The following is a 19,664-nucleotide window of genomic DNA, read 5'->3' on the forward strand; positions in this document are numbered from 1 at the left end:
TACTCCAGCTGTAGTTCGTGATCGGGTGCTGGGTTTTCGTGTCGTCGCTGGTAGTGGCTTTGCCGGGCGTGATGTTGGTGTCGTCGGCGCCAGGTGGACCAGGCCAGGATGTCGGCGACGCGGCGGGCCGGCTTGAGGATGAGCTGGGCGTAGAGGTGCCTGATCTCGTTGCGTGTCAACGGGATCAGGCCCTCGTGCGGTGGTGTGTGGCGGGCATGGGCGGCGGCGATGGCGAGGAAGGCGTGGGCCAGCATGACCAGCGTGGTCCAGCGATACCAGGAGGTCCAGGTGCGGACCTGGTGCTCGTCCAGGCCGGTGAGTTCTTTGCCGGTCTGGAACGTTTCCTCGATCGTCCAGCGACGCCCGGCAACGCGGGCCAGCTTGGCCAGTGAGACCCGGCGGGGGCTGTAACAGCGGTAGAACGCAGTCTCCCCGGTGCGCCGGTTGCGGCGCATCAGGATCCAGTGATAACCGGTGGTGCCCGCGGGGTGCAGCCGGATGCGGGCCCACAGGTAGTAGCGCCGGCCTTTCGCGCCCGCTCCGGCGGAGAGCTTCTGCCAGGCCCGTTTCGGTAGCGCGGCCGCCCGCTCATCAGCTCGCACGCTCTGCCTGCCGGGCCCGGGAATGCGATGGTCGCAGGCCACGGCCAGCACATAGGCCTGTCCGCGTTGTTCGAGCGGATCGCGCAGGCCGGCAGCGTCTTTGCCGTAGGCCTCGTCCCCGGTCACCCACCCCACCCGCACGCCCGCGTCCAACGCCCGGGTGATCATGGCCAACGCGAGCCGGGATTTCGTGGTGAAGCGGGTCGCGGCGGGCACTCCGGCCCGGTCCCGGCGCCGGGGGTCCTCGGCCCAGCTTTCAGGCAAATAGAGCTCGCGGTCGATGAACGTATGCCCGGCCGGGGTGGAATACGTCAGGAACACCGACATCTGTGAGTTCTCGATCCGGCCCGCCGTGCCCGTGTACTGCCGCTGGACTCCGACCGACTCGGTGCCCTTCTTCAGGTCGCCGGTCTCGTCGATGACCAGCATCGCATCCTGATCACCCAGCTGCTCGACCACGACCTCGCGCAGGTCGTCACGAACCCCGTCCGCGTCCCAGCTCGCGCGCGAGAGCAGGTTCTGCATCCCATGCGGGGTCTTGTCCCCGACAGCCTCGGCGATGGTCCAGCAGTTCACCCGAACCAGCCCGGCCAGCAGCCCCTGCACGAACCGCCCCGCGCGGCGACGCGACTCCACCCGCGCGAACCGGTGCCCCATCCGCACGAACATCTCACCCAGCAGCGACTGCCACCCCGCAGGGTCTACGCTGGCAGCCGCGGCCACCACATGATCTTGAGTTGTCTTCACAAACACCATGATCACGTGGTGGCCGCGCCCATCTCACCGGCCCCTCCAGCAAGATCACGAACTACAGCTGGAGTATTAGCACATCGTTGAGTTTGACGGCCGGTTTCACCGACTCGGCAGGAAGCTTGGTGCCGCTGGGAATCGCCGCCCCGTGACCGTCGACGATCTCGACGAAGGTCTCTTCGACGAGGGTCTTGTTCCGCAGTTGGAAGGTGACACCCTCGTGCAGCGGGTGCTCCTCGTTCAGCTGGACGGTGACCTCGGCCTCGCCGCCGTGCACCTCGATCTTCTCGACGTCGCCGACCGGGACGCCGGCGATCATCACGTCGCCGTTGTACACCAGGTTCGCCGTTTTCGGTGCGATGAAGGAAACCTGGTAGCCGGACTTGCTCAGCAGCGGGAGCTTGCCGCCCGAGTTCAGCCACAGGTAACCGAAAATGACCGAGCACACCGCGACGAACAGGCAGAGCACCACCAGGCGGATGGCCGGTAGCGCGCCATGAGCTATGCGCATTTGCTTCACCTACCCGGTTTCGGTGTGGACAGGAAGTTCAACAGATCGGTCGGAATCGAGGACGGCGCGATGCCGACCTGGGCACGCAGCACGCCGGCATTGCTGTCGGTGAGGCTGGTGACCGAACGGGTCTGCACGACGAACGCGCCCAGATCGTTCAAATAGGACACCAGATTTCCGGTCACCGGATCCAGGTTCTTCGTGATCGAGCCGAGCGCCGGCAGTGCTTCGTTCAGCTTCCCGACGAACGGGCGCAGGTCGGCGACCACCGGGCGGGCCTTGGCCACCACGGGTGCCGCCGCGTCCACCGTGCTGCCGACCCGGTCGACGGTGCTCGTCAAGCGGGACAACGAATCCGGCAGCGTGCCGGTGGCCTTGTGCAGGTTGTCCAGCGTCGGGTCGAGCTGGTCGCTCAGTCCCTGCACGGCGTCGGTCGCCTGCTTGAGCTGGCTGGTCACCTCCGGCAGCGTGGCCAGGGTCGCGTCGAGCGAATCATTGCGCCTGCCTACTGTGTCCAGCGTTCGCTGCAGGGCCGTGGCCAGCTCGGAAAGCCGCACATCGTCACCGCCGACGCTGCTGGCGATCTGCTGGAGCGAGGTGACCAGCTTGGCCAGCGTGTCCTTCCTGGTCTGCAACGCTTCCGTGACCGGGCGCAGGTTCCTGACGACCTGGTCGGTCGCGTCCACCCCCGCCGGCAGCTGTTCCGGCGCCTTGGCGAGCGCCACATCGGACTCGGACAGCAGGCTGGTCAACGCCTCCCGGGTGTTGACGTCGAGGTGCCCGAGCACCTCGTCGACCTGAATCGGCCGCGCCGAGTTGGCCACCGGGAGCACGTCGTCATCCTTGAGCTCCTTGCCGGGCGGGCCGCCGGGGTTGAGCTCCATGTACATCTCGTTCACCGGGCTCTTCGGGCGCAGCACGACCTTCGCGTTGTCGTAGACGTGGTACTGCGGGTCGATCGCCAGTCCCAGCTTGGCGTCGCCGTGGTCGTCCACCTCGACCGACCTGATGTCGCCGACCTGGACCCCCGCGATGCGCACCTCCTGCCCGTTGCCCGGGCTCACCCCCGGGCTGCTCTGCAGGGTCACGTAGAAGGTGAATTCGTCCTCCCACGGCCAGTTGAACCGCTGGTTGGTCAGGATGATGCCACCGGCAACGCCGGCCAGTACGAAGAGCGCAACGGTGACCGCGACATTGCGGCCGAGCCCCGGCTCGTTCTTCATCCGCTCCCACGCCCGGAACAGGCGGCGGGGCTTGCGCTGCGTGCTCATCGGGGACCACCTTCCGGCTTCTGCACCTGCATCTGGATCAGCTGAGAGACCAGTTGCTCGAAGCTGATGGGCAGCCCGCCGACCGAGCCAGGCCCGACCCCGGCGTGCGCCATGATGACGTGTCCGTTGCGATCGGAGACCACCGCTTCCCGCACGAGATTCGCCGCGAGGAAGGCGACTTCCTGGTAGAACGGCCGATCGGAACCCGAACCCGTGTAGGGCCCGGTGCCGTTCCACGGTGAGAGCACGAACTTGTTGATCGGACCGTTGACGCGGTCGAGCACCGGGCCGTTCAGCCCGCGCAGCACGTCGGTGGTCCGCTGGCTGGCCGGCACCAGGTCCTGCACCAGCGGGCGGGCGTCCACCAGCAGGTTCTTGACGTCGCTGACCAGTGGCCTTGCCTTCACCAGTACCGGATCGGCGTGTTCCAGTGTCTTGTTCAGCTCCCTGGCGACCGGCCGCGCCGAATCCGCGGTGTCCCGCAGCTTGCCGAGCGTGGTGTCCAATCGGGACAGACCGGAGTTCGCGCTGTGCAACGTGTCCGGCAGCGTCTCGATCGCGGACGCGATGTCTCGTGCCCGGTTGCCGAGCACCGAACTGGTGGACGAGAGATCCCGCACGATGGAGTCGAGCCTGCCGTCCTGCTCAGTGAGAACCCGGCCGGTGGATTCCAGGTTATGCACCAGGTTCGGCAGATCCGTGCGCGGATTCGTGCCCTGGGCCGCGGTCAGCACCTGGCCGGCCGGCACCAGCACGGGCGGGGCGTCGGCAAGCAACTCGTCGATGGCGGCCGTCCCGCCGTTGTCGAGTGTCTTGTCCAGCTGCGCGATGGTCGAGCGCGCACCGTCCAACGCCGACGGCTGCAACGCCCTGGCCACCTTGTCCAGCTCCACCGGGACCGTGGTGCGCGCGACCGGGATGTCCCCGTCCGGAGTTCCCTTGTCTCCGCCGGGAACCAGGTCGACGTAGTACTTGCCGCCGAGCAGCGTCACCGGGCGGATCGCCGCGGACGGGCTCTTGCCGAGCTTCCCCCGCACCCCGTCGTCGATCTTCACCTCGACCATGGCGGTGCCGTCGCCGTTCTCCTCGACCGAGCTGACCCGGCCGACCGGCACACCGGCGACCTTCACGTCGGTGAGGTTCTCCCGCAGCTTGTAGTCCTGCGCGAAGTTGATGCGCATCACGTCGCCGGGGCTCAGCATGGTGGCGATGCGGTCCTTGTTGAACAGGGCGACCCCGATCGCCACGGTCACCACCGCCATCAGGACACCGATTTTCGCCGGCGCCATTTTCCGCCGGCCGCCGGCGCCTTTCCTACCGAACATTCGCATGCCGACTCACTTTCCCGCTCGGGTACCGAAGGGGCCGTTCTCCCGGTCCTTGGCCGCCTGACCCGGTGCCGGATACGCATCACGCGACGCGGTCGGGTCCGCGATCGGCAGGGTGCCGAGCACCGACTCGGCGCCGACGTTGAGGTAGATGCGCAGCCAGTGCCCGGCGGCATCGCCGTTGCTGAGCGCGCTCGAAGCGTTGTTGAAGAACGAAGCGATCTCCGGTGCGTACGGCTTGAGCACGGCGAGCGGGACCTGCAGGTCGCCGAACGCCTTGGTCAGTACGGGCGCCAGTGGCCGCGTCTCGGCGAAGGTCTGTTCGAGGTCGGAGACCGCGGGTTCGGCACTGCCGGCCACGCCGGGGACCTTGTTCAGCGGGCCGACCGCCTCGCGCAGCACGCCCCGGACATCCGGGGTCGCCTGCCCCAACGACACCGCGCCCGGTTCGAGCTGCCGTGCCGCGGACGCGGTCTGCGCCAGCGGACCGCGCAGGGTCTGCAGCGCGCCACGGACATCACGAAGCGTCTCCGGCGCCCGCTGCAACGCTTCCGACAGCGGCTTACCGTTGTCCACCGACACCGCACGCATGGTGGTGTCCAGCTGCCCGAGCAGCTCACCGAGCTGCTGCTGGCGGCCGGCGAACCGGCTGGCCAGGCTGTTCGCGGTGGCCAGCACCGCGCGGAGGTCGGCCCCGTTGTCCGCGCTAAGTGCCCGCGCGACCGTGCCGAGGTCCGGCAGCATCTGCGGAGCCGCAGCAAGCACGTCGCGGACGTCCTGGCTGTGCCCACCGGCGCCACCGCCGAGTTCCCGGACGGCGGTGCCGAGCCCCTTGCGGGTCGGCTCGTCGAGCACCCTGAGCACATCGGACAACTCGTTCGCGTCCGTGGTCTTCACGGCCGGCAGGGTGTCGTTCGGGCCGAGCTGGCCGGCACTGGCGTCACCAGGGTCGACGTCGATGAACTTCTGCCCCAGCGCGGAACGCTCGTCCACCACCGCGGTGGCGTTGCGGTAGATCTTGCGGTCGTCGTCGAAGGTGAGCACGACAAGCGGCCGGCCGTCGACCAGGTCGATCTCCTTGACGTGGCCGACCCGCACGTTCGCGATCCGGACGTCGTCGCCGGTCTGCAAGGCACCGACGTTGTTGAAGGCGACCTTCAGCTGGGTGCCCGTCTGCCACGGCACGCCGTAGGTCGCGTTCACCGCCAGCAGCAGGGAGGCCACGAACACGGACAGCACCCCGATGCCGATGAGCACCGCGCGACTCGGTCGCGCCCTGCGTATCGCTGCCATTACAACCCTCCAAGGAGGAAGCCGAGGACGCCGGATTCTTGTTGCTTGCTCAGGCCGGTGACGCCGCCGTCCGGCTGCGGTTGCTGGCTGAGCAGGCCGAGCGGGGGCAGCGGGCCGAGCGGACCAGGCTGCGCCTGCTCGGACTGGGGTTGCTGGACCCCGGTGGTGAGCAGCTTGCCGACACCCAGGTCACCCTTGAGGCCGGGAACGGTGCCGGTCACGGTGAAGGGAGTCGCGATGACGCGGCCACGGAAGTAGTGCGACACCCCGTCGTGCCCGGTGGTGCACAGCGCCCAGTTCCTGATGAACGCCATCACGCCCGCGATGTTCTGGGTCAGCTGGGACACCAGCGGGTCCGCCGACTGGATGCTCGCCGCCAGGTCCGGGCCCGCCTTGCGCAGCTCGGCCGCCACCGGTTGCGCCTGGTCGAGCATGCCCTGCGCCTTGGCGAGCACCGGTTCCGCGGAGGCCAGCGCCGGGTCGGCCGAGTCGGCGAACCTCTTCAGCTCCTCGCTGATCTCGGCAAGGTTGTCCGTTGTCGGGCGCAGCGCCGCGAGCATCGGCGTCGTCGAATTCGCGGTACCGACCACCTCGGCCAGCGTCGACCGCGCTTCGTTCAGCGTCGAAGGAAGTTCCGCCAGCGTCGACTCGAATGCCTGCTGCTGCGCCGAAGTCGTGCCGAGCAGCTGGTGCGCCGAGCCCACCAGTCCGTCCAGCGTCCTGCCCTCGTCTCGGGCGAGCGCACCGGCGACCGGTGCCACGTTGTCGACGACGCTGTTGAGCAACTGGTTCTGCTCGTTGAGGATTCTGACCAGGCCGTCGGTGTCCCGCATCGCCGGACCCAGCGCCTTGATCGTCGCCTGGATGTTGGCGCCGTTTCCGCGAGCCCCCTCGCCGAGCATGGTGACCAGCGCGGCCAGCGACTGCCCGGTGGGGTCGTCGACGGTGTTGAGCACCTCGTCCAGATCGGTGTTGCGGCCGGTCCGCTCCAGCGGGATCGTGGCGCCTGGCGCCATCACCGGCGCCGAGGGCGTGCCCCGGTCGAGCTCCAGGTAGCGCTCGCCGAGCAGGCTGACCGGGCGGATCGTCACCTTGGCGTCGTCGTGCAGCGGCAACGCCTCCGGGTCAAGTTCCATCGTGACGGCCGCTTTCCCGTCCCTGGCCTTGATCTCCGCGATCTCGCCGACCTTGACGCCGTCCACCTTGACGTCGTTGCGCACGAGCAGCGGGCTGGCGTCGGCGAACTCGGCGACCACCAGGGTGCCGCCCGGTTCGGAACTCTGGTGTATCCCCCAGCTCGCGATGGCCGTCACGCCGATGAAGATCACCGCGGCGATGACGCGTGCTTTCGAGAAGATCGGTTTCTTTGCAGGGAGCTCCCGCACTGTGGCGGTGTTCGCTGTCATCGCACTCCACTCCCGAAGGCGTCGGTCCATGGCTGCCGCCCGGCTTCACCCGGGAAGGGGTAGGGCCGGTAGGTGAAATCGGGCGGAAGCATCACGCCGGGATTCAGGTTGACGGTTTCCGGGCTCACCGAGATGTGCAGCCGTGCGTAATGGCTGTTCTGGTCGTAGTTGGCCATCGCGCTGCCCCAGGTCGAGAAGTGCGCGGCCAGCTCCGGGGTGTACGGGCGAAGGAACTGCACCGCGGGCAGCAGCGCACCCACCGCGGAATTCAGGCCGGTCACCGCCGGGTGCGCACTGTCAAGCAGGCCGGGCGTGTTGTCCAGCAACACATCCGCCGCGGCCAGCGTCGGCCGCAGCTCGCCGACCAGCGGCCGCAGGTCGCGCAGTACCGGAGCGAGGTTGCCGGCGACGCCGGGCAGCCGCTCGGTTGCCGGGCGAAGGCCGTCCAGTAGCGGGACGACCTTGTCCGCCACGCCCGGCACGTTGCCCAGCGTCCGGTTCGCGGTGTCCAGCGTGCCCGGCAGCGCGGCCAGCGTGTCCGACAGCCGCTGCCGCTGCCCGGCGGTTTCCGCGGAAAGGGTGGACAGGCTGCTGACGATGGTGCGCAGATCGCCGTCCCGCGCGGTCAGCGTCTGCACCATCGCGTTGACCCTGCCCACCATCTGCTTGATCGCCGGGCCGTCCGTGCCGAGACCACGCAGCACGTCGCCGAGCGCGGCCACCGCGGGCCCGCTGGTTTTCAGCGTCGACCGCAGATCCTGCTCATGCCCGGTGACCGTGCCGTCCAACCGCCGCACGAGCGAGGCCAACCGCGTCCTGGTCTCCGGGTCGAGCGCGGCCAGCACCTGGTCCAGCTCCATCGGCGCCGGCATGTCGCCCTTGAGCATCCCGCCGTCCGGGATCGCCGCATTGCCCGCGGGGCCGTCGGTGACCGTGATGTGGCGCTCGCTGAGCAACGCCCGCCACTCCACCTCCACCTTGGCGCCGTCGTGCAGCGGCGAATGGTCGGCGTCTATCGCCAACTCGACCCGCGCCTTCCCGTCCTGCACCCTGATCGAGGCGACCTCACCGGCTTCGAAACCGTTCATCAGCACCGGGCTGCCCTCGACCACGTTCGTCGCCGACGGCAGCAGCACGCTGACGCGATAATCGTCCGTACTCAGCGACCAGGCACCGACGCCGAACACGGCGACCGCTGCCAGCGCGATGACCATCAAACGTCGCATCCGGTCAGTCCATCCCTAGTGGTCCGGCCGACTCGCCGGAGAGAAACTGGCGGACGAACGGGTCTTCCGAGGCGAACGCCTCTTCCGCCTCGCCGTAGTGCACGACCTTGCCCTGCCAGATCACGCCCACGTAGTCGCTGACCTTGCGCGCGCTGCGGATGTCGTGCGTCACCACCAGGTAGGTGCCCTTGTGCCTGGCGTGCATCTCCAGGATCAGGTCGCAGAGCAGGCTGGTGCGCACCGGGTCGAGACCGGAGTCCGGTTCGTCGAACAGCACGATGTCCGGGTTCATCACCAGCGCACGAGCGAACCCCGCGCGCTTGCGCATACCACCGGAAATCTCCGAAGGCGACTTGGTGAGGGATCTCTCCAAACCCACCTCGATCAGCCGGCTCATCACGATCTCGGCGATCTCGGCCTCGGACAGGTTGGTGTGCTTGCGCAGCGGGAAGGCGACGTTGTCGAACAGGTTCATCGACCCGAACAGCGCGCCGTCCTGGAACAGCACCCCGAACCGCTTGCGCAGCTCGTACCGCTCCTGCTCGCTGACCCGCCAGATGTCCTTGCCGAAGACCAGCACCTCGCCCGCGTCCGGTTCAAGCAGGCCAACAAGATGCTTGATCAGCACGCTTTTCCCGGTACCCGATGGACCAAGGACCGTCGTGATGGCGTTGTCCGCGAAGTCCAGGTTCATTCCCCGGAGCACCTGGAAATCACCGAATGCCTTGTGCACACCGCGCACCTGCATCGAGTGGGGAGCCCCGTTCGATGCGGCGCCAGAGTCCACCGGCAGCCGGCCCACGCTGGCCAACTGCGCGGTGGGCTCACCGTATTCCTGATCCGAACTCGTGGTCATCTTCATGCTCGTACCGCTCTCTGGTCTGCTTCCTCAAGATTGCCGAAGGGGGCTGGTGCGCTGCCCTGCCTGGCTATTCCGAACCTCGTCTATGCGCTGCCGCCACACACGCGCCCGACCGCGTGTCCGCACTTGGTGATCGCGTGTCCGGCATTCCCGATCGGACGGCGGGAATAACGCACCACCATTGCTTGCCGCGGCACTAGTTCGCGATCGGGGCGTTGGGATCGAGACCCCAGAACAATTGCGTGAACAGGGTGCTCACGACGTGGATCATCACCATGTTCACCATCATCGACTTCGCGGTATTGGTACCGACGCCGACCGGACCGCCTCTCGAGTTGTACCCGTAATAACAGCTGACAAAAATGATCACCGTTCCCATGGCCATCACTTTCGCGAGCACCATCAGGAAGTCGACCGGGCTCTGGTACAGCCAGAAAATGTAGTTGTACCCGCCTGGCGACACGACACGCAGCTGCAGCACGGTGACGAGATATTCGGAGATGTACAGCATGCCGAGCCCGATCGTGTACAGGAAAGGCATGGCGATCCAGGTGGCGAGGATGCGAGTGCCGACCAGGTAACTACGCGAGTTGACGCCCATCACCTCCATCGCGTCGATCTCATCGGTGATGCGCATCGACCCGATTTCCGCGACCAACCCGCAGCCGACCTTCGCGGCGAGAATGTAGCCCCACATGTACGGAGACATTTCCCGGAAACCGCAGTATACGTTGAAGATTCCGGAGTACAGCGGTGCGCCGATCTGCTTCAACGTGTAGCTCGCCTCGACCGCGCATACCGACCCCATGACGAACTGCATCGCCCAGATGATCAAGCCACTCGAAATGATCAGAGTGGCGGACTGGCGAAGCACTTCACCGACGTAGTGCCGCACATCGGGAATCCCGCGCACCGTTCTGGCGGAGAACTGCGCGATCTCGCCGCCGGTGGCGAAACTCTGATGGATCTTCGTGCCGATCACGCCCGGGGTGATGACCAGATCCCTCGGCTTCGGGGCGCCGCTACCCTTCGAATCCCGCCCTTGCTCCGGGCGGAGAACGCCAGTCATCTGCGCCTGCCTTCCAGGATCACTTGTAGACGTGCATATCGGGGTTCAAACCGAGCAGGATCGTGGTGAACACCCAGTTGAAGACCCAGATCGCGGCGAACGAGATCACCACGGCCTGGTTGACCGCGCGGCCGACGCCGCTCGGCCCGCCCTCGGCACGGAAACCCTTGTAGCTGCACACCACACCGATGATCAACCCGAAGACCGTCGTTTTCACGACGCTGCCCCAGATATCGGTGGTGGTGGCGTTGTCGAAGAAGCTGTTCACGAACGCCGCGGCACTCGCGTCGAACACGAACACCGCCGCGATGAAGCCGCCGATCACGCCGAAGACCAGGGCGACCAGGTCCATCAGGCCGGTCATGATGGTCACCGCGATCACCCGGGGCAGGATCAGCGTGCGCACCGGGTCGACGCCGAGCACCTCCATCGCGTCGATCTCCTCGCGGATCCGCCTGGCGCCGAGGTCCGCGGTCATCGCGGTGCCGACCACGCCGGCGATCACCATCGCGTTGATCCACGGGGCGAACTCCCGGACGCTGGCCATGATGAAGAACGAGCCGAGCCGTTCCGGCACGCCGAAGAGGTTGATGATGTTCCCGCCCTGCAGGCCGGGCGCGCCGAACCCGAACGCGATGGTGGCCACCATCATCGGCAGCCAGCAGAGCTTGAGGATCTGGACCATCTGGTCTCGCACCTCACCCCAGTAGCCGACCGGCCGGCGCAGCGCCATCATCACAACCCGGCCACCGAGCTGGGTCATCTCGCCGGCCTGCCGGAACGGGCTTGCCACGATGGCCAGTTGCTTCGACGTCGCCTTCGACGAGTTCCGGTGCGCTGCCGGCGGAGGTGACTGCACCGCGCTACTCATCCGACTCACCCGCCCCGGATCGGCGGCCGCGGACGAAACCCGTGAGGGCACCGACAAGCGCCGCAACCGCGACCGTGGACACGATCTGCACCGGCGAACGGCCGGCGGGCTGCAGCAGCACCAAGGGCAGTATGAGCAGGTACGCACCCACCGCGGAAACCAACCCGAACCAACGAAAATCGGCCGACATTCCCGGCTTCCACGCGGCCACCACGAAGGCGGCGACCGCGGTGAGCACCAGCCAGAACGAACCCACCACCGGCAGGTACCGCGCCGCCGCCGGCGCGAGCAGGCCGCCGATCAGCAACACCGCGAAACCACGCCATGCGCCGCGCACCACGGCCACCGGATCGAACTTGTCCAGCCAACCCGCCAGGTCGCGCGAATCCCGTCCGGCGGAAAACCTGTGCCGGGAAAGCTGAGAAATCTGAGAAAGTCGCATACCCTCACCTGATCCCTTTCGCGAAGAGGTGGTTCGTGGCCCGCTCACCCACCGGCACCCGGTCACGAGCGGGCGGCCGAGGCTGGTCGATAAGCTCCGCCAGCCTGCGGACCGCCCGGTGCTGCAACGCCCGGATCGAGCCGACATTGCGCCGCATGATCGCGGCGGTTTCCGCCACCGAGCGGTCCTCGTAGAACCGCAGGACGATGCACTGCCGCTGTGCGCCGGTGAGCTGCTCGATGCCCGCGCGCAGCTCCGAGCCGGCCACCCGCGACAGCACCGCCTGTTCCGCACTGTCGGCCAGGACGTTCGCCGGTTCCAGGTCATCGCTGGCCAGCTCGTACCGCGAGTAGGCCGACCGCTGGTGATCGATCATCACGTTGCGCGCGATGGTGATGATCCAGGCCCGCACCGCACGGCCACGAAACTCCACCGACTCGATCCGGCGGAAAGCACGCATGAACGTCTCACTGGTCAGGTCTTCGGCCAGCGACGCATTTCTCGTGCGCTGCAGGACATAGGCGTACACCAAACGGTAATTGTTGTCGTACAGCCGGCCGAAAGCGTCGACGTCGCCGCTTTGTGCCTGCTTCACCAGCTTCCAGTCGTCGTTTCGCGACCGCAGTACCGCGACCGCGACCGACTCGCCGGCGGTGGTCTCCTGGTACTTTTCCACCACGGTGGAGCCCGCACTGTTACCGAGATTGGTGAGTCTCACCATTGAGATCCGTCCCGCTTTCCACCGCGACCTGTGCGTCAGGCTCGCTCGTCGTCGAGTACGCGCGGCTCCAGTTCGATGAGCTTGGCGATGATGTAGTTGAACTGCGGGATGTTCTTCATCAAGGGGCCCATCTTTCCCTTGACCGAGATCTGCTTGCTGACCAGCGCGATGTTCACGCTCAGCTCGCCGGTCATCAGCATCCGCTCCCAGTTCTTGCTGTCCCCGGAGAGCACGAATTCACTGCTCGGCACGTCCGCGACATCGTCGAACACGGTGACATCGGACATCACGCCCTCGGTGAAGTTCATCCGGACGACGAGCGGAAGTTCTCCGGTGTAGACATGGGTCATCCCGAACGTCATCTTCCCGGCCTTCTTGCGCCAGACCGGATCACCATTGAGCGTTTCCGCGAGCGCGTCGTAGAGCTCACGAGTTCCGAAAGTGGGCCTGCTGGTCATTGATTTTTCCTTTCCCTTTCAGAGCCGGGACTTACCTCGTCCTACAGATCGTTTCCGCCGGCGACCTCGGCGAGGCCGCGAACACCCATCCCGCCGTCACAGTTGATGATCGCGCCGGTCGACGCAGACGAATTGCTCTTCGACGCCAGCAATACGTAATTCCCGGCGTAGTCGGCGGCTTCCGGCAGCTGTTGCAATACCGTGCACTGCTTGACCAGATCGGCAAGGGGAACCGAAGAAATATTGGTCTCGCCGAGGCCGAGTGCACCCGGCCCCCTCAGGTCGGTGAGCATGCCGCCGGGTGCGACCCCGTTCACCCGGATCTTGGGTGCCAGTTCGAAGGCCAGTTCCTTGATCAGCCCGACCACCGCGTGCTTGGACGCGGTGTACAGCGGGCCGCCGCCACCGGGATAGAACCCGGCGTTGGACACCGTCAAAATGATCGATCCGCCGGTAGCGGCCAATTCCCGAACGGCGGCCTTGGCACCGAGCAGATAGCCCTTGACATTGATGTGGAACATCTCGTCGAACAGCTTGTCCAGGCTGTCCTCCGGCATGTCGACCAACTTGGTGGAGAAGTCCCAGATCGCCGCGTTGGCGACAAAGGTATCGAGCCGGCCGAATCGCGCCACGGTTTCGCCGACGACCCGGACATTGTCCTGATAACTGGTCACATCACCGTGGACGCCGACAACGGCGTCGCCGAGATCGGCTTCGAGCTTGGCGAGTTTTTCCGCCGACCGCTCCAGGACACCGACCTGCGCGCCTTCTGCCAGGAATCGCTCCACCACGGCCCGGCCGAGGCCGGAACCACCGCCGGTGACAACAGCAACGTTGCCCTGCAACCAACCCATGTCTGACCTCTTATCGCTTGTCTGAGCTGTCACACTGCTGACCTGTCACGCTTCTGCCGCTCGCACCGCGGTGTCCGCGCTCCTGATCGCGGTCCGGATGTCGACCGACTCGTCCCGCACGGCGTCGACGTCGACGAGCGCTTCCCGCGCCAACGCGCGGCGCACCGCCCGCAGCTCCCGGCGCCGGTTCACCGCCACCGCGCCCTGCACGCGTCCCTGCTCGGAGAAGACCCACAGCGCGCCTTCGGCGCTGTCCGGGTCCCCCCGGCGAACCACGTCCGTGCCGAGCATCGGCAGCCCGGCGATCTCCCAGCGCCGACCGTGCTGCTCGGTCCACGCCCAGGGAATGTCGTCGTAGGGCTCGTCATGACCGAGCATCGACTCGACCGCGTTCGCGGCCTGGTTCTGCGCGTTCTGCCAGTGCTCGACGCGAAGCCTGCGGTTGAAGGCCCGGCTGGGGAACCGTGCCAAGTCACCCGCCGCATAGATCTCCGGAATCGAGGTGCGGCTCGACGAGTCGACGACCACACCGTTATCGACCGCGAGCCCGGCGCCGACCGCCAGGTCGACCACCGGCTCCGAACCGATGCCGATCACCACCGCGCCGGCCGGCAGCACCGTCCCGTCCCCGACTTCGACCGACTCCACCCGGTCGAACCCGTTGATCGACTTCAGCGGTGACCGCGCCAGGACCCGTACCCCGTTCTCGCGGTGCCGGCCGAGCAACCAGCGCGCGGCCTCCTCCCCGAGCGCGTGCCGCATCGGCAGGTCACCGGCCATCAGCAGGGTCACGTCGGCACCCTGCTCGGCCAGGGTCGATGCCAGCTCCGAGCCGATGAAGCCCTCTCCGACCACGACCAAGGGCACGCCACGCTCGATCACTTCCCGCAGGGCCTGCGCGTGCTCAAGGTCCCGCAGGTGGTGGACCCCGCTCAGCCACTCACCTGGCACCCCGGCCGAGCGGGGGCGCACGCCGGTACCCAACAGCACGCGGTCCGCGCCGATCCGCGTACCACCGGCCAGCTCGACCGCGCGCTCGGCCGGGCGGAGCCGGGTCGCCGGCCGCCCGAGCACCAGTTCGATTTCCCACTCCGCGTACGCATCGGCGGGATGAACCGCCAGCCGCTCCGCAGGCAGGTCACCGCCGAGGAACTCCTTGGACAGCGGCGGGCGCTCGTACGGCAGGTGCGATTCCGCGCCGATCAACCGAATCCGCCCGGAGAACCCTCGCTCGCGAAGGGCAACCGCCGCGCTCGCCCCGGCCAGGCCGGCGCCGATGACGGCGACCGAGTCGAACGATGCGGTCATGACGCGTTCCTCGCCCCGCCGTCCGCCCACTCCGGCGTGGTTCCCACCAGGACGACCACGGTGTCGTCCCGGATCTCCACGGCGTGCGTGCGCACCGGCTTGCTGGCCGGCAGCGAGCAGGGCCTGCCGGTGCGGAGATCGAAGCGGGAGATATGCCACGGACACTCGACCAGGTGCCCGTCGAGATCACCTTCACTCAGCGAAGCGTCCGCGTGCGAGCATGTGTCGTCGATCGCGTAGAAAACCCCGTCCACATTGAACACCGCGATCGGACGCTCCGCGTCGATCTTCCGTACTTGCCCAGGAGGCAGCTCTTCCACCTTGCACACCACAAGGGTTTCCGAACCGGAGGGGACGGACGAGCTCATGAGCACACCTTTCACGTAGCGCAGCTGTCATCGAGCGGATGAGCGCCGCATCGCTGCCGGGAGGAACGTCGTAATGCGCGGGTGCTTTTCCCGCGGTCAGACCATGGAGCCGCGGTGGCCCCAGAGGCTGGGTCCGGCGATCTCGGTCACCGTCCAGGTCGAATCGTCGACGAGCACGCCACCGTGGCCGTATTCCAACCCGAAACCCGAAGGTGTCCTGGCGTAGAACGAGAACATCTCGTCGTTCGAATGGCGACCGAGGTCCATCATGATTCCGGCACCGCCGTCGCGGCAGGCGTCGTGTGCGCGCCCGACCATGTCCACATCCGTGACCTCGACCATGAAATGGTGGATTCCCTTGGCCTCGGCCTCGATCAGCGCGACACTGTGGTGACGCGGGTTGCAGCGCAGGAAGGCGACCCTGGCCGGACCGAGGCGAAGCGTGTCACTGAGCCGGAATCCGAGCACGTCGGTGTAGAAGCGCACGGCATCGTCGAAGACCGGGGTCATCAGCACGACGTGCCCGAGGCCGAGGCCGCCGGTGACGAAATTCGCTGATCGAGGGGAGATGAACGGTTCGACCGACTTGCGCTGGCCGTAGAAGAATTCGAGAGTGAACCCGGAGCCGTCGACCGTCTTGGCCAACCCCTGGACGTCGCGCGCGGCGGCTTCGTCGGCGCCGCACCGGGTCACCGTCAGGCCGTCCCCTTCCAATCGTGCGATGACGTCTTCGAGGCCGGCGGCGTCCGGTACTTCCCAGCCGATCCTGGTCAGTTCCTCATCGGCACCCTCTTCGAACTCCAGGCGGTAACTCCGGTCGTCGAGGCGAACCCTGGTGACGCCGTCGGGGTTGCTCTGACAGATCTGCATGCCGAGCACATTCCCGGCGAACTTGAGCCATTCGTCCTTTTTGGACGTTGAGATCGAGAGATGACCTAGCGCATTCACTGACACGTTTTCCTCCAAGATCGTTTCACGAAGAAGCCAAGAAGTTGACCGTCAGCCGGTTGAACTCGTCGCGGTGCTCCAGCTGGGCCCAGTGCCCGCACCTCGGGAACACGTGCAGCCGCGCATCCGGCATGCGCTTCAACAGGAAGAAGGCGCCGTCCAGCGGGAGCACCCGGTCGTCGCGACCCCACACCAGCAGGGTCTTGTGCTGGATCCGGTCGACGTCCCGCCACAGTTCCTCCGGCAACCCGTCGCCGTCCGGGCCGAACGCCTGGTAGAGGCGGGTGGCATAGTCCATCGCCTCCGCGGTCGTCGCGGCCGCAAACCGGTCTTCGAGCACCTCCGGCGGCACCGTCTTCGACTCGTAGGTCATGACCTCGATGAGGTTCTTCATCCGGTCGATGCTGGGGCCCGGTGGGGCGTAGAACGAGAAGAGGACCTTGAGCCCTTCCGAGGGGTCCGCGGAGAAGAGGTTCAGCGCTCCGCCCGCGGGGCCCATCAGCACCAGCCGGTCGACCCGATCGGGGAAGTCCAGCGCTAGTTTCAGCGAGGTGCCGCCGCCGAGCGAGTTGCCGACCAGGTGCACCTGCGGAATGTCGAGCGACTCCAGCAGCGCGTCGAGCACCCTGGCGTTGAAAGTCCAGACCCCGTCCTTGACCACCGGCTTGTCGGATTTGCCGTAGCCGGGTTGGTCGACGACGAGTACCCGGAAGTACTGGGCGAGCCCGGCCACGTTCTGCGAGAAGTTGCTCCAGCCCGAGGCGCCGGGGCCACCACCGTGCAACAGCACGAGCGGTGGTCGCGCCGCGGCCGCGGCCGTACGCGCACCCGTGTCGTGATAGTGAATGCGAAGGTCCTCGAGGTCGGCGAAACGCGAGGTTTCGTCGGCGGTGAGGTTACCGCTCGTGCGCGTCATACTGAATGCCTCCGTAGTGCATCCGAGGTAGTGGTTTCCCGGCGTCGAGTTGGCCGTTACCGGCGGCGAGTTGGCCTTGCGCGGCGTCCATTTGGCCGATTCCGGCAGCGAATTTGCGTTACTGGAACCGAGTTGGCCGTTACCGGCGGCGAATTCGGGTTTCCAGGGGCGAGTCGGCCGGTTCCGACCGGCACCGGTGAACGATCCCGGTCCGGCACTGGCGAATTCGCGCACGGAACCGGCCAACTCGCCAACAGAACCGGCCAACTCGGTGACAGAACTAGCCAACTCGGTGACGGAACCGGCCAACTCGGTGTTAGAGGAAGATGCTCATGTTCTTGGCGAGAATCAGGGTCTGGTCGAGGAAGATCGAGCGGCGCGCGATCAACCAGCCGTAGTCCGCGTCCTCGCTTTGCCGCAGCACGTCCTCCCGGAATCCGACGAAGAAGTCGACGTCGCGGTCGAGACGGCCCCGATAGAGCAGAATGTTGCTGCGCACAAGGAGCTCGGAGGGGGAATCCCCGAGTTCGATGATCACGTTGTGCACCATGTGCCTGGTTCGCGAAGGGGGCTCCTCCGCCCAGGCCATACCCGACCGGATCCTGGTGACCCGCTCCTCCAGTGCCCGCTTGTTCTCGTCGAAATGCGCGACCTCGTTCGATGCCGAGAATTCCTTGTCGAGTTCGCGCTCGTAGCGAACCGTCCTGGTCGGCATCCAGTAATGCACGTCGTCGCTGAACAGGTCGAGCCATTCCTCGAACCGCCGCTCGTCGAGGAACCGTGCCTCCAGGTAGAGGAACTGTTCGATCTGGTGCTGCAGTTCGACGTCGACCGACGTTACGGGGGAACTCTCGAGTTGCGCAGTCATCCGGAAACCTCCACGGCTTTTCGCACCGATGCCATCAGTTCGTCCCAGGACATGCCGCTGGCCATATCGGCCCACCGCTTGTAGAAACCGCGAGCGGCCATTTCGCAGTAGACCCGGTTCACCTTTCCCGGGAAGTCGGGGTCGTCATCCCATTCGTGGCCGAGACCCATCTGCACGTTGAAGCTGCTCCGCCTGGCGATGTGACCACGCAGCACGCGCTGGATCTCGCTCCAGTTCTCGCCGTCGTCCTGCTCGAAGAGCCCGGCCACGCTGAACGTGCGACCGGTACCGATGCGCTGTGCCTCGCGCACGTCGGCCGGAGCGTTCTTGTCCACCAGCGTCCAGGCCCAGACCTCCATCTCGTTCGGGCCCTTGGGGTGCCAGATCCGCAGCGTGTTGATTCCCGGCAGGAAGGAGAAGTTCGGGAACAGGGTCGCGTGCGCGCCACGCATGCGCTCGGCCCGCGCGTCGCCGAGCCGCCCGATCGCCTCCGGGTTACCGCCCTGGAACCAGTCCGCCGGCTTCTGCCCGACGATGTTCGCCAGCACATCGCCGGACTCCACGAAGAATCCGGTACCGTGCCCCAGTTCTGAGCTGAACTGACGGCCCTTCGTGCCGTCCATCGGGAAGACTTCTTCGTCGACGTCCTGGTCGTCCGGGGTCAGTGCGAGCACCGCGGAGGCGTGACTGATCGGCGCGTGGTACATGTCGCTGCAGAACTGCTCCGCCGCGAACTTCCAGTTCGCCGGGAACACCCACCGGTGCGCACCGCCGATGAGTTCGGTACCGGCCTCGGTCCGGTCGGCGAATGCGTCAAAGTAAAAACGGAAATCGCCGATGTAATCGAGCAACGGCGGCGCGCTGGGGTCCCAGGTGCCAAAGATGAACCCCCGGTAATTGTCCACCTGGGGCACCTTGACGGCGCCCCATTCGGCTTTGTTGATTTCGTTGCGGTAGGCGTCGTCCTCGCTCGGAACGCCGACGAGATTGCCGCTGAGGTCGTAGGTCCACCCGTGGTAGCTGCAGGAAAAGCTCTTGGCAGAACCCGCATCCGCCCGGCACAGCCGCATACCGCGGTGCCGGCACTGATTCATGAAGACCCCGACCGAACCGTCCCGCTTACGCACCACCAGCACCGGGTCCTCACCCATGTACGTGGTCACATAGTCGCCGGGATTCGGAATCTGGCTGTCGTGTGCGAGGAATAGCCAGCACCGCGCGAAGACATTCTTCAGCTCCTGCTGATAAATCTCTTCGTCGTGATAGATTCGCGGATCCACCGTTCCCTGTTTGGCATCCACCAAACCTCGGATATCCACTACCAATTTAGGCCTCCTTCGAGCCGTGCCCTTGGCCTCACGCCGTTCGCCTCGTTGCCAGCGACGGAACGGCCGGACGAGGGAGCCCTGTCAGCTGCTTCCCGCGCCTTGCCGTCGCGTTGGTTCAGCCAGTGTGGACTCGGACACAACTCCGGGCATCCGTGAATAGTACGGAAACCCACGCGGAGACGACCGGAGGTTCGTTGAATCTTTCACCACTGTCCGGCCGCAGTGGACCCATCACAGGTCGTGACGTGCACGGCAACCCCGCAC

Annotated in this window: 20 protein-coding genes; all 20 read right to left on the minus strand. The window is 66.5% G+C overall.

From position 1 onward, the window contains the following. Positions 1 to 1,271 (minus strand): IS701 family transposase (locus BA062_RS25530; protein WP_245960024.1); only part of this gene is annotated, 1,271 nt, incomplete at its 3' end. Between the two features lie 139 nt (positions 1,272 to 1,410). After that, positions 1,411 to 1,863, minus strand: coding sequence for an MlaD family protein (locus BA062_RS25535; protein ID WP_110341052.1), 453 nt, complete (start codon positions 1,861 to 1,863; stop codon positions 1,411 to 1,413). Positions 1,864 to 1,868: 5 nt separating this feature from the next. Beyond that, complete coding sequence (locus BA062_RS25540) at positions 1,869 to 3,134, minus strand: MlaD family protein (protein ID WP_110341054.1); 1,266 nt, start codon at positions 3,132 to 3,134, stop codon at positions 1,869 to 1,871. Continuing rightward, positions 3,131 to 4,396 carry an MlaD family protein gene (locus tag BA062_RS25545; RefSeq protein WP_245960000.1) on the minus strand — a complete coding sequence of 422 codons (1,266 nt, stop codon included), beginning with the start codon at positions 4,394 to 4,396 and terminating at the stop codon, positions 3,131 to 3,133. Before BA062_RS25545 ends, BA062_RS25540 begins: the two co-directional genes overlap by 4 nt. Positions 4,397 to 4,471: 75 nt before the next feature. Next, entirely contained in the window at positions 4,472 to 5,755 is a 1,284-nt protein-coding gene (locus BA062_RS25550; RefSeq protein ID WP_110341058.1) for an MlaD family protein, read from the minus strand. Next, on the minus strand, positions 5,755 to 7,161 hold the full coding sequence (locus tag BA062_RS25555) for an MlaD family protein (RefSeq protein ID WP_110341060.1): 1,407 nt from the start codon (positions 7,159 to 7,161) through the stop codon (positions 5,755 to 5,757). The genes BA062_RS25550 and BA062_RS25555 overlap by 1 nt, the downstream gene beginning before the upstream one ends. Then, positions 7,158 to 8,387 (minus strand): MlaD family protein, encoded by a 1,230-nt coding sequence (locus tag BA062_RS25560; protein WP_110341062.1) that lies wholly within the window; start codon positions 8,385 to 8,387, stop codon positions 7,158 to 7,160. Before BA062_RS25560 ends, BA062_RS25555 begins: the two co-directional genes overlap by 4 nt. Before the next feature lie 4 nt (positions 8,388 to 8,391). Continuing rightward, positions 8,392 to 9,243, minus strand: coding sequence for an ABC transporter ATP-binding protein (locus BA062_RS25565; protein WP_110341532.1), 852 nt, complete (start codon positions 9,241 to 9,243; stop codon positions 8,392 to 8,394). Positions 9,244 to 9,445: 202 nt separating this feature from the next. After that, a complete protein-coding gene (locus BA062_RS25570) occupies positions 9,446 to 10,318 on the minus strand; it encodes an ABC transporter permease (RefSeq protein ID WP_110341064.1) in 873 nt (290 codons plus the stop codon). 19 nt (positions 10,319 to 10,337) lie between these two features. Beyond that, a complete protein-coding gene (locus tag BA062_RS25575; RefSeq protein ID WP_245960001.1) occupies positions 10,338 to 11,111 on the minus strand; it encodes an MlaE family ABC transporter permease in 774 nt (257 codons plus the stop codon). Positions 11,112 to 11,181: 70 nt separating this feature from the next. Beyond that, positions 11,182 to 11,631, minus strand: coding sequence for a hypothetical protein (locus BA062_RS25580; protein WP_146240069.1), 450 nt, complete (start codon positions 11,629 to 11,631; stop codon positions 11,182 to 11,184). Positions 11,632 to 11,635: 4 nt separating this feature from the next. Then, positions 11,636 to 12,352 (minus strand): sigma-70 family RNA polymerase sigma factor, encoded by a 717-nt coding sequence (locus tag BA062_RS25585; protein WP_110341068.1) that lies wholly within the window; start codon positions 12,350 to 12,352, stop codon positions 11,636 to 11,638. A 35-nt stretch (positions 12,353 to 12,387) separates the two neighbouring features. Next, entirely contained in the window at positions 12,388 to 12,810 is a 423-nt protein-coding gene (locus BA062_RS25590) for a hypothetical protein (RefSeq protein ID WP_110341070.1), read from the minus strand. A 41-nt stretch (positions 12,811 to 12,851) separates the two neighbouring features. After that, the gene (gene hcaB, locus BA062_RS25595; protein ID WP_110341072.1) at positions 12,852 to 13,664 is read right to left on the minus strand and encodes a 3-(cis-5,6-dihydroxycyclohexa-1,3-dien-1-yl)propanoate dehydrogenase; all 813 of its coding nucleotides are present in this window, start codon (positions 13,662 to 13,664) and stop codon (positions 12,852 to 12,854) included. A 45-nt stretch (positions 13,665 to 13,709) separates the two neighbouring features. Beyond that, the gene (locus tag BA062_RS25600) at positions 13,710 to 14,972 is read right to left on the minus strand and encodes an NAD(P)/FAD-dependent oxidoreductase (protein WP_110341074.1); all 1,263 of its coding nucleotides are present in this window, start codon (positions 14,970 to 14,972) and stop codon (positions 13,710 to 13,712) included. Then, positions 14,969 to 15,340 (minus strand): bifunctional 3-phenylpropionate/cinnamic acid dioxygenase ferredoxin subunit, encoded by a 372-nt coding sequence (locus BA062_RS25605; protein ID WP_110341076.1) that lies wholly within the window; start codon positions 15,338 to 15,340, stop codon positions 14,969 to 14,971. The genes BA062_RS25600 and BA062_RS25605 overlap by 4 nt, the downstream gene beginning before the upstream one ends. 96 nt (positions 15,341 to 15,436) lie before the next feature. After that, positions 15,437 to 16,306, minus strand: coding sequence for a VOC family protein (locus BA062_RS25610; RefSeq protein WP_146240070.1), 870 nt, complete (start codon positions 16,304 to 16,306; stop codon positions 15,437 to 15,439). A 7-nt stretch (positions 16,307 to 16,313) separates the two neighbouring features. Then, entirely contained in the window at positions 16,314 to 17,450 is a 1,137-nt protein-coding gene (gene hsaD, locus BA062_RS25615; protein WP_245960002.1) for a 4,5:9,10-diseco-3-hydroxy-5,9,17-trioxoandrosta-1(10),2-diene-4-oate hydrolase, read from the minus strand. Positions 17,451 to 17,520: 70 nt separating this feature from the next. Then, positions 17,521 to 18,072: a 3-phenylpropionate/cinnamic acid dioxygenase subunit beta gene (locus BA062_RS25620; protein WP_110341082.1), complete on the minus strand. Its 552-nt coding sequence runs from the start codon at positions 18,070 to 18,072 to the stop codon at positions 17,521 to 17,523. Next, on the minus strand, positions 18,069 to 19,373 hold the full coding sequence (locus tag BA062_RS25625) for an aromatic ring-hydroxylating oxygenase subunit alpha (RefSeq protein ID WP_210406993.1): 1,305 nt from the start codon (positions 19,371 to 19,373) through the stop codon (positions 18,069 to 18,071). The genes BA062_RS25620 and BA062_RS25625 overlap by 4 nt, the downstream gene beginning before the upstream one ends. Between the last annotated feature and the right edge of the window lie 291 nt (positions 19,374 to 19,664).

It is taken from the genome of Prauserella flavalba, assembly GCF_003202235.1.
Taxonomy (GTDB): Bacteria; Actinomycetota; Actinomycetes; order Mycobacteriales; family Pseudonocardiaceae; genus Prauserella_A; species Prauserella_A flavalba.

Excerpts from the sequence above, each read along its gene's own strand:
- BA062_RS25535 (WP_110341052.1), bottom strand. The coding sequence starts at position 1,863 with ATGCGCATAGCTCATGGCGCGCTACCGGCCATCCGCCTGGTGGTGCTC.
- BA062_RS25540 (WP_110341054.1), bottom strand. The coding sequence starts at position 3,134 with ATGAGCACGCAGCGCAAGCCCCGCCGCCTGTTCCGGGCGTGGGAGCGG.
- BA062_RS25545 (WP_245960000.1), bottom strand. The coding sequence starts at position 4,396 with ATGGCGGTGGTGACCGTGGCGATCGGGGTCGCCCTGTTCAACAAGGAC.
- BA062_RS25550 (WP_110341058.1), bottom strand. The coding sequence starts at position 5,755 with ATGGCAGCGATACGCAGGGCGCGACCGAGTCGCGCGGTGCTCATCGGC.
- BA062_RS25555 (WP_110341060.1), bottom strand. The coding sequence starts at position 7,161 with ATGACAGCGAACACCGCCACAGTGCGGGAGCTCCCTGCAAAGAAACCG.
- BA062_RS25560 (WP_110341062.1), bottom strand. The coding sequence starts at position 8,387 with ATGCGACGTTTGATGGTCATCGCGCTGGCAGCGGTCGCCGTGTTCGGC.
- BA062_RS25565 (WP_110341532.1), bottom strand. The coding sequence starts at position 9,243 with ATGACCACGAGTTCGGATCAGGAATACGGTGAGCCCACCGCGCAGTTG.
- BA062_RS25570 (WP_110341064.1), bottom strand. The coding sequence starts at position 10,318 with ATGACTGGCGTTCTCCGCCCGGAGCAAGGGCGGGATTCGAAGGGTAGC.
- BA062_RS25580 (WP_146240069.1), bottom strand. The coding sequence starts at position 11,631 with ATGCGACTTTCTCAGATTTCTCAGCTTTCCCGGCACAGGTTTTCCGCC.
- BA062_RS25585 (WP_110341068.1), bottom strand. The coding sequence starts at position 12,352 with ATGGTGAGACTCACCAATCTCGGTAACAGTGCGGGCTCCACCGTGGTG.
- BA062_RS25590 (WP_110341070.1), bottom strand. The coding sequence starts at position 12,810 with ATGACCAGCAGGCCCACTTTCGGAACTCGTGAGCTCTACGACGCGCTC.
- hcaB (WP_110341072.1), bottom strand. The coding sequence starts at position 13,664 with ATGGGTTGGTTGCAGGGCAACGTTGCTGTTGTCACCGGCGGTGGTTCC.
- BA062_RS25600 (WP_110341074.1), bottom strand. The coding sequence starts at position 14,972 with ATGACCGCATCGTTCGACTCGGTCGCCGTCATCGGCGCCGGCCTGGCC.
- BA062_RS25605 (WP_110341076.1), bottom strand. The coding sequence starts at position 15,340 with ATGAGCTCGTCCGTCCCCTCCGGTTCGGAAACCCTTGTGGTGTGCAAG.
- BA062_RS25620 (WP_110341082.1), bottom strand. The coding sequence starts at position 18,072 with ATGACTGCGCAACTCGAGAGTTCCCCCGTAACGTCGGTCGACGTCGAA.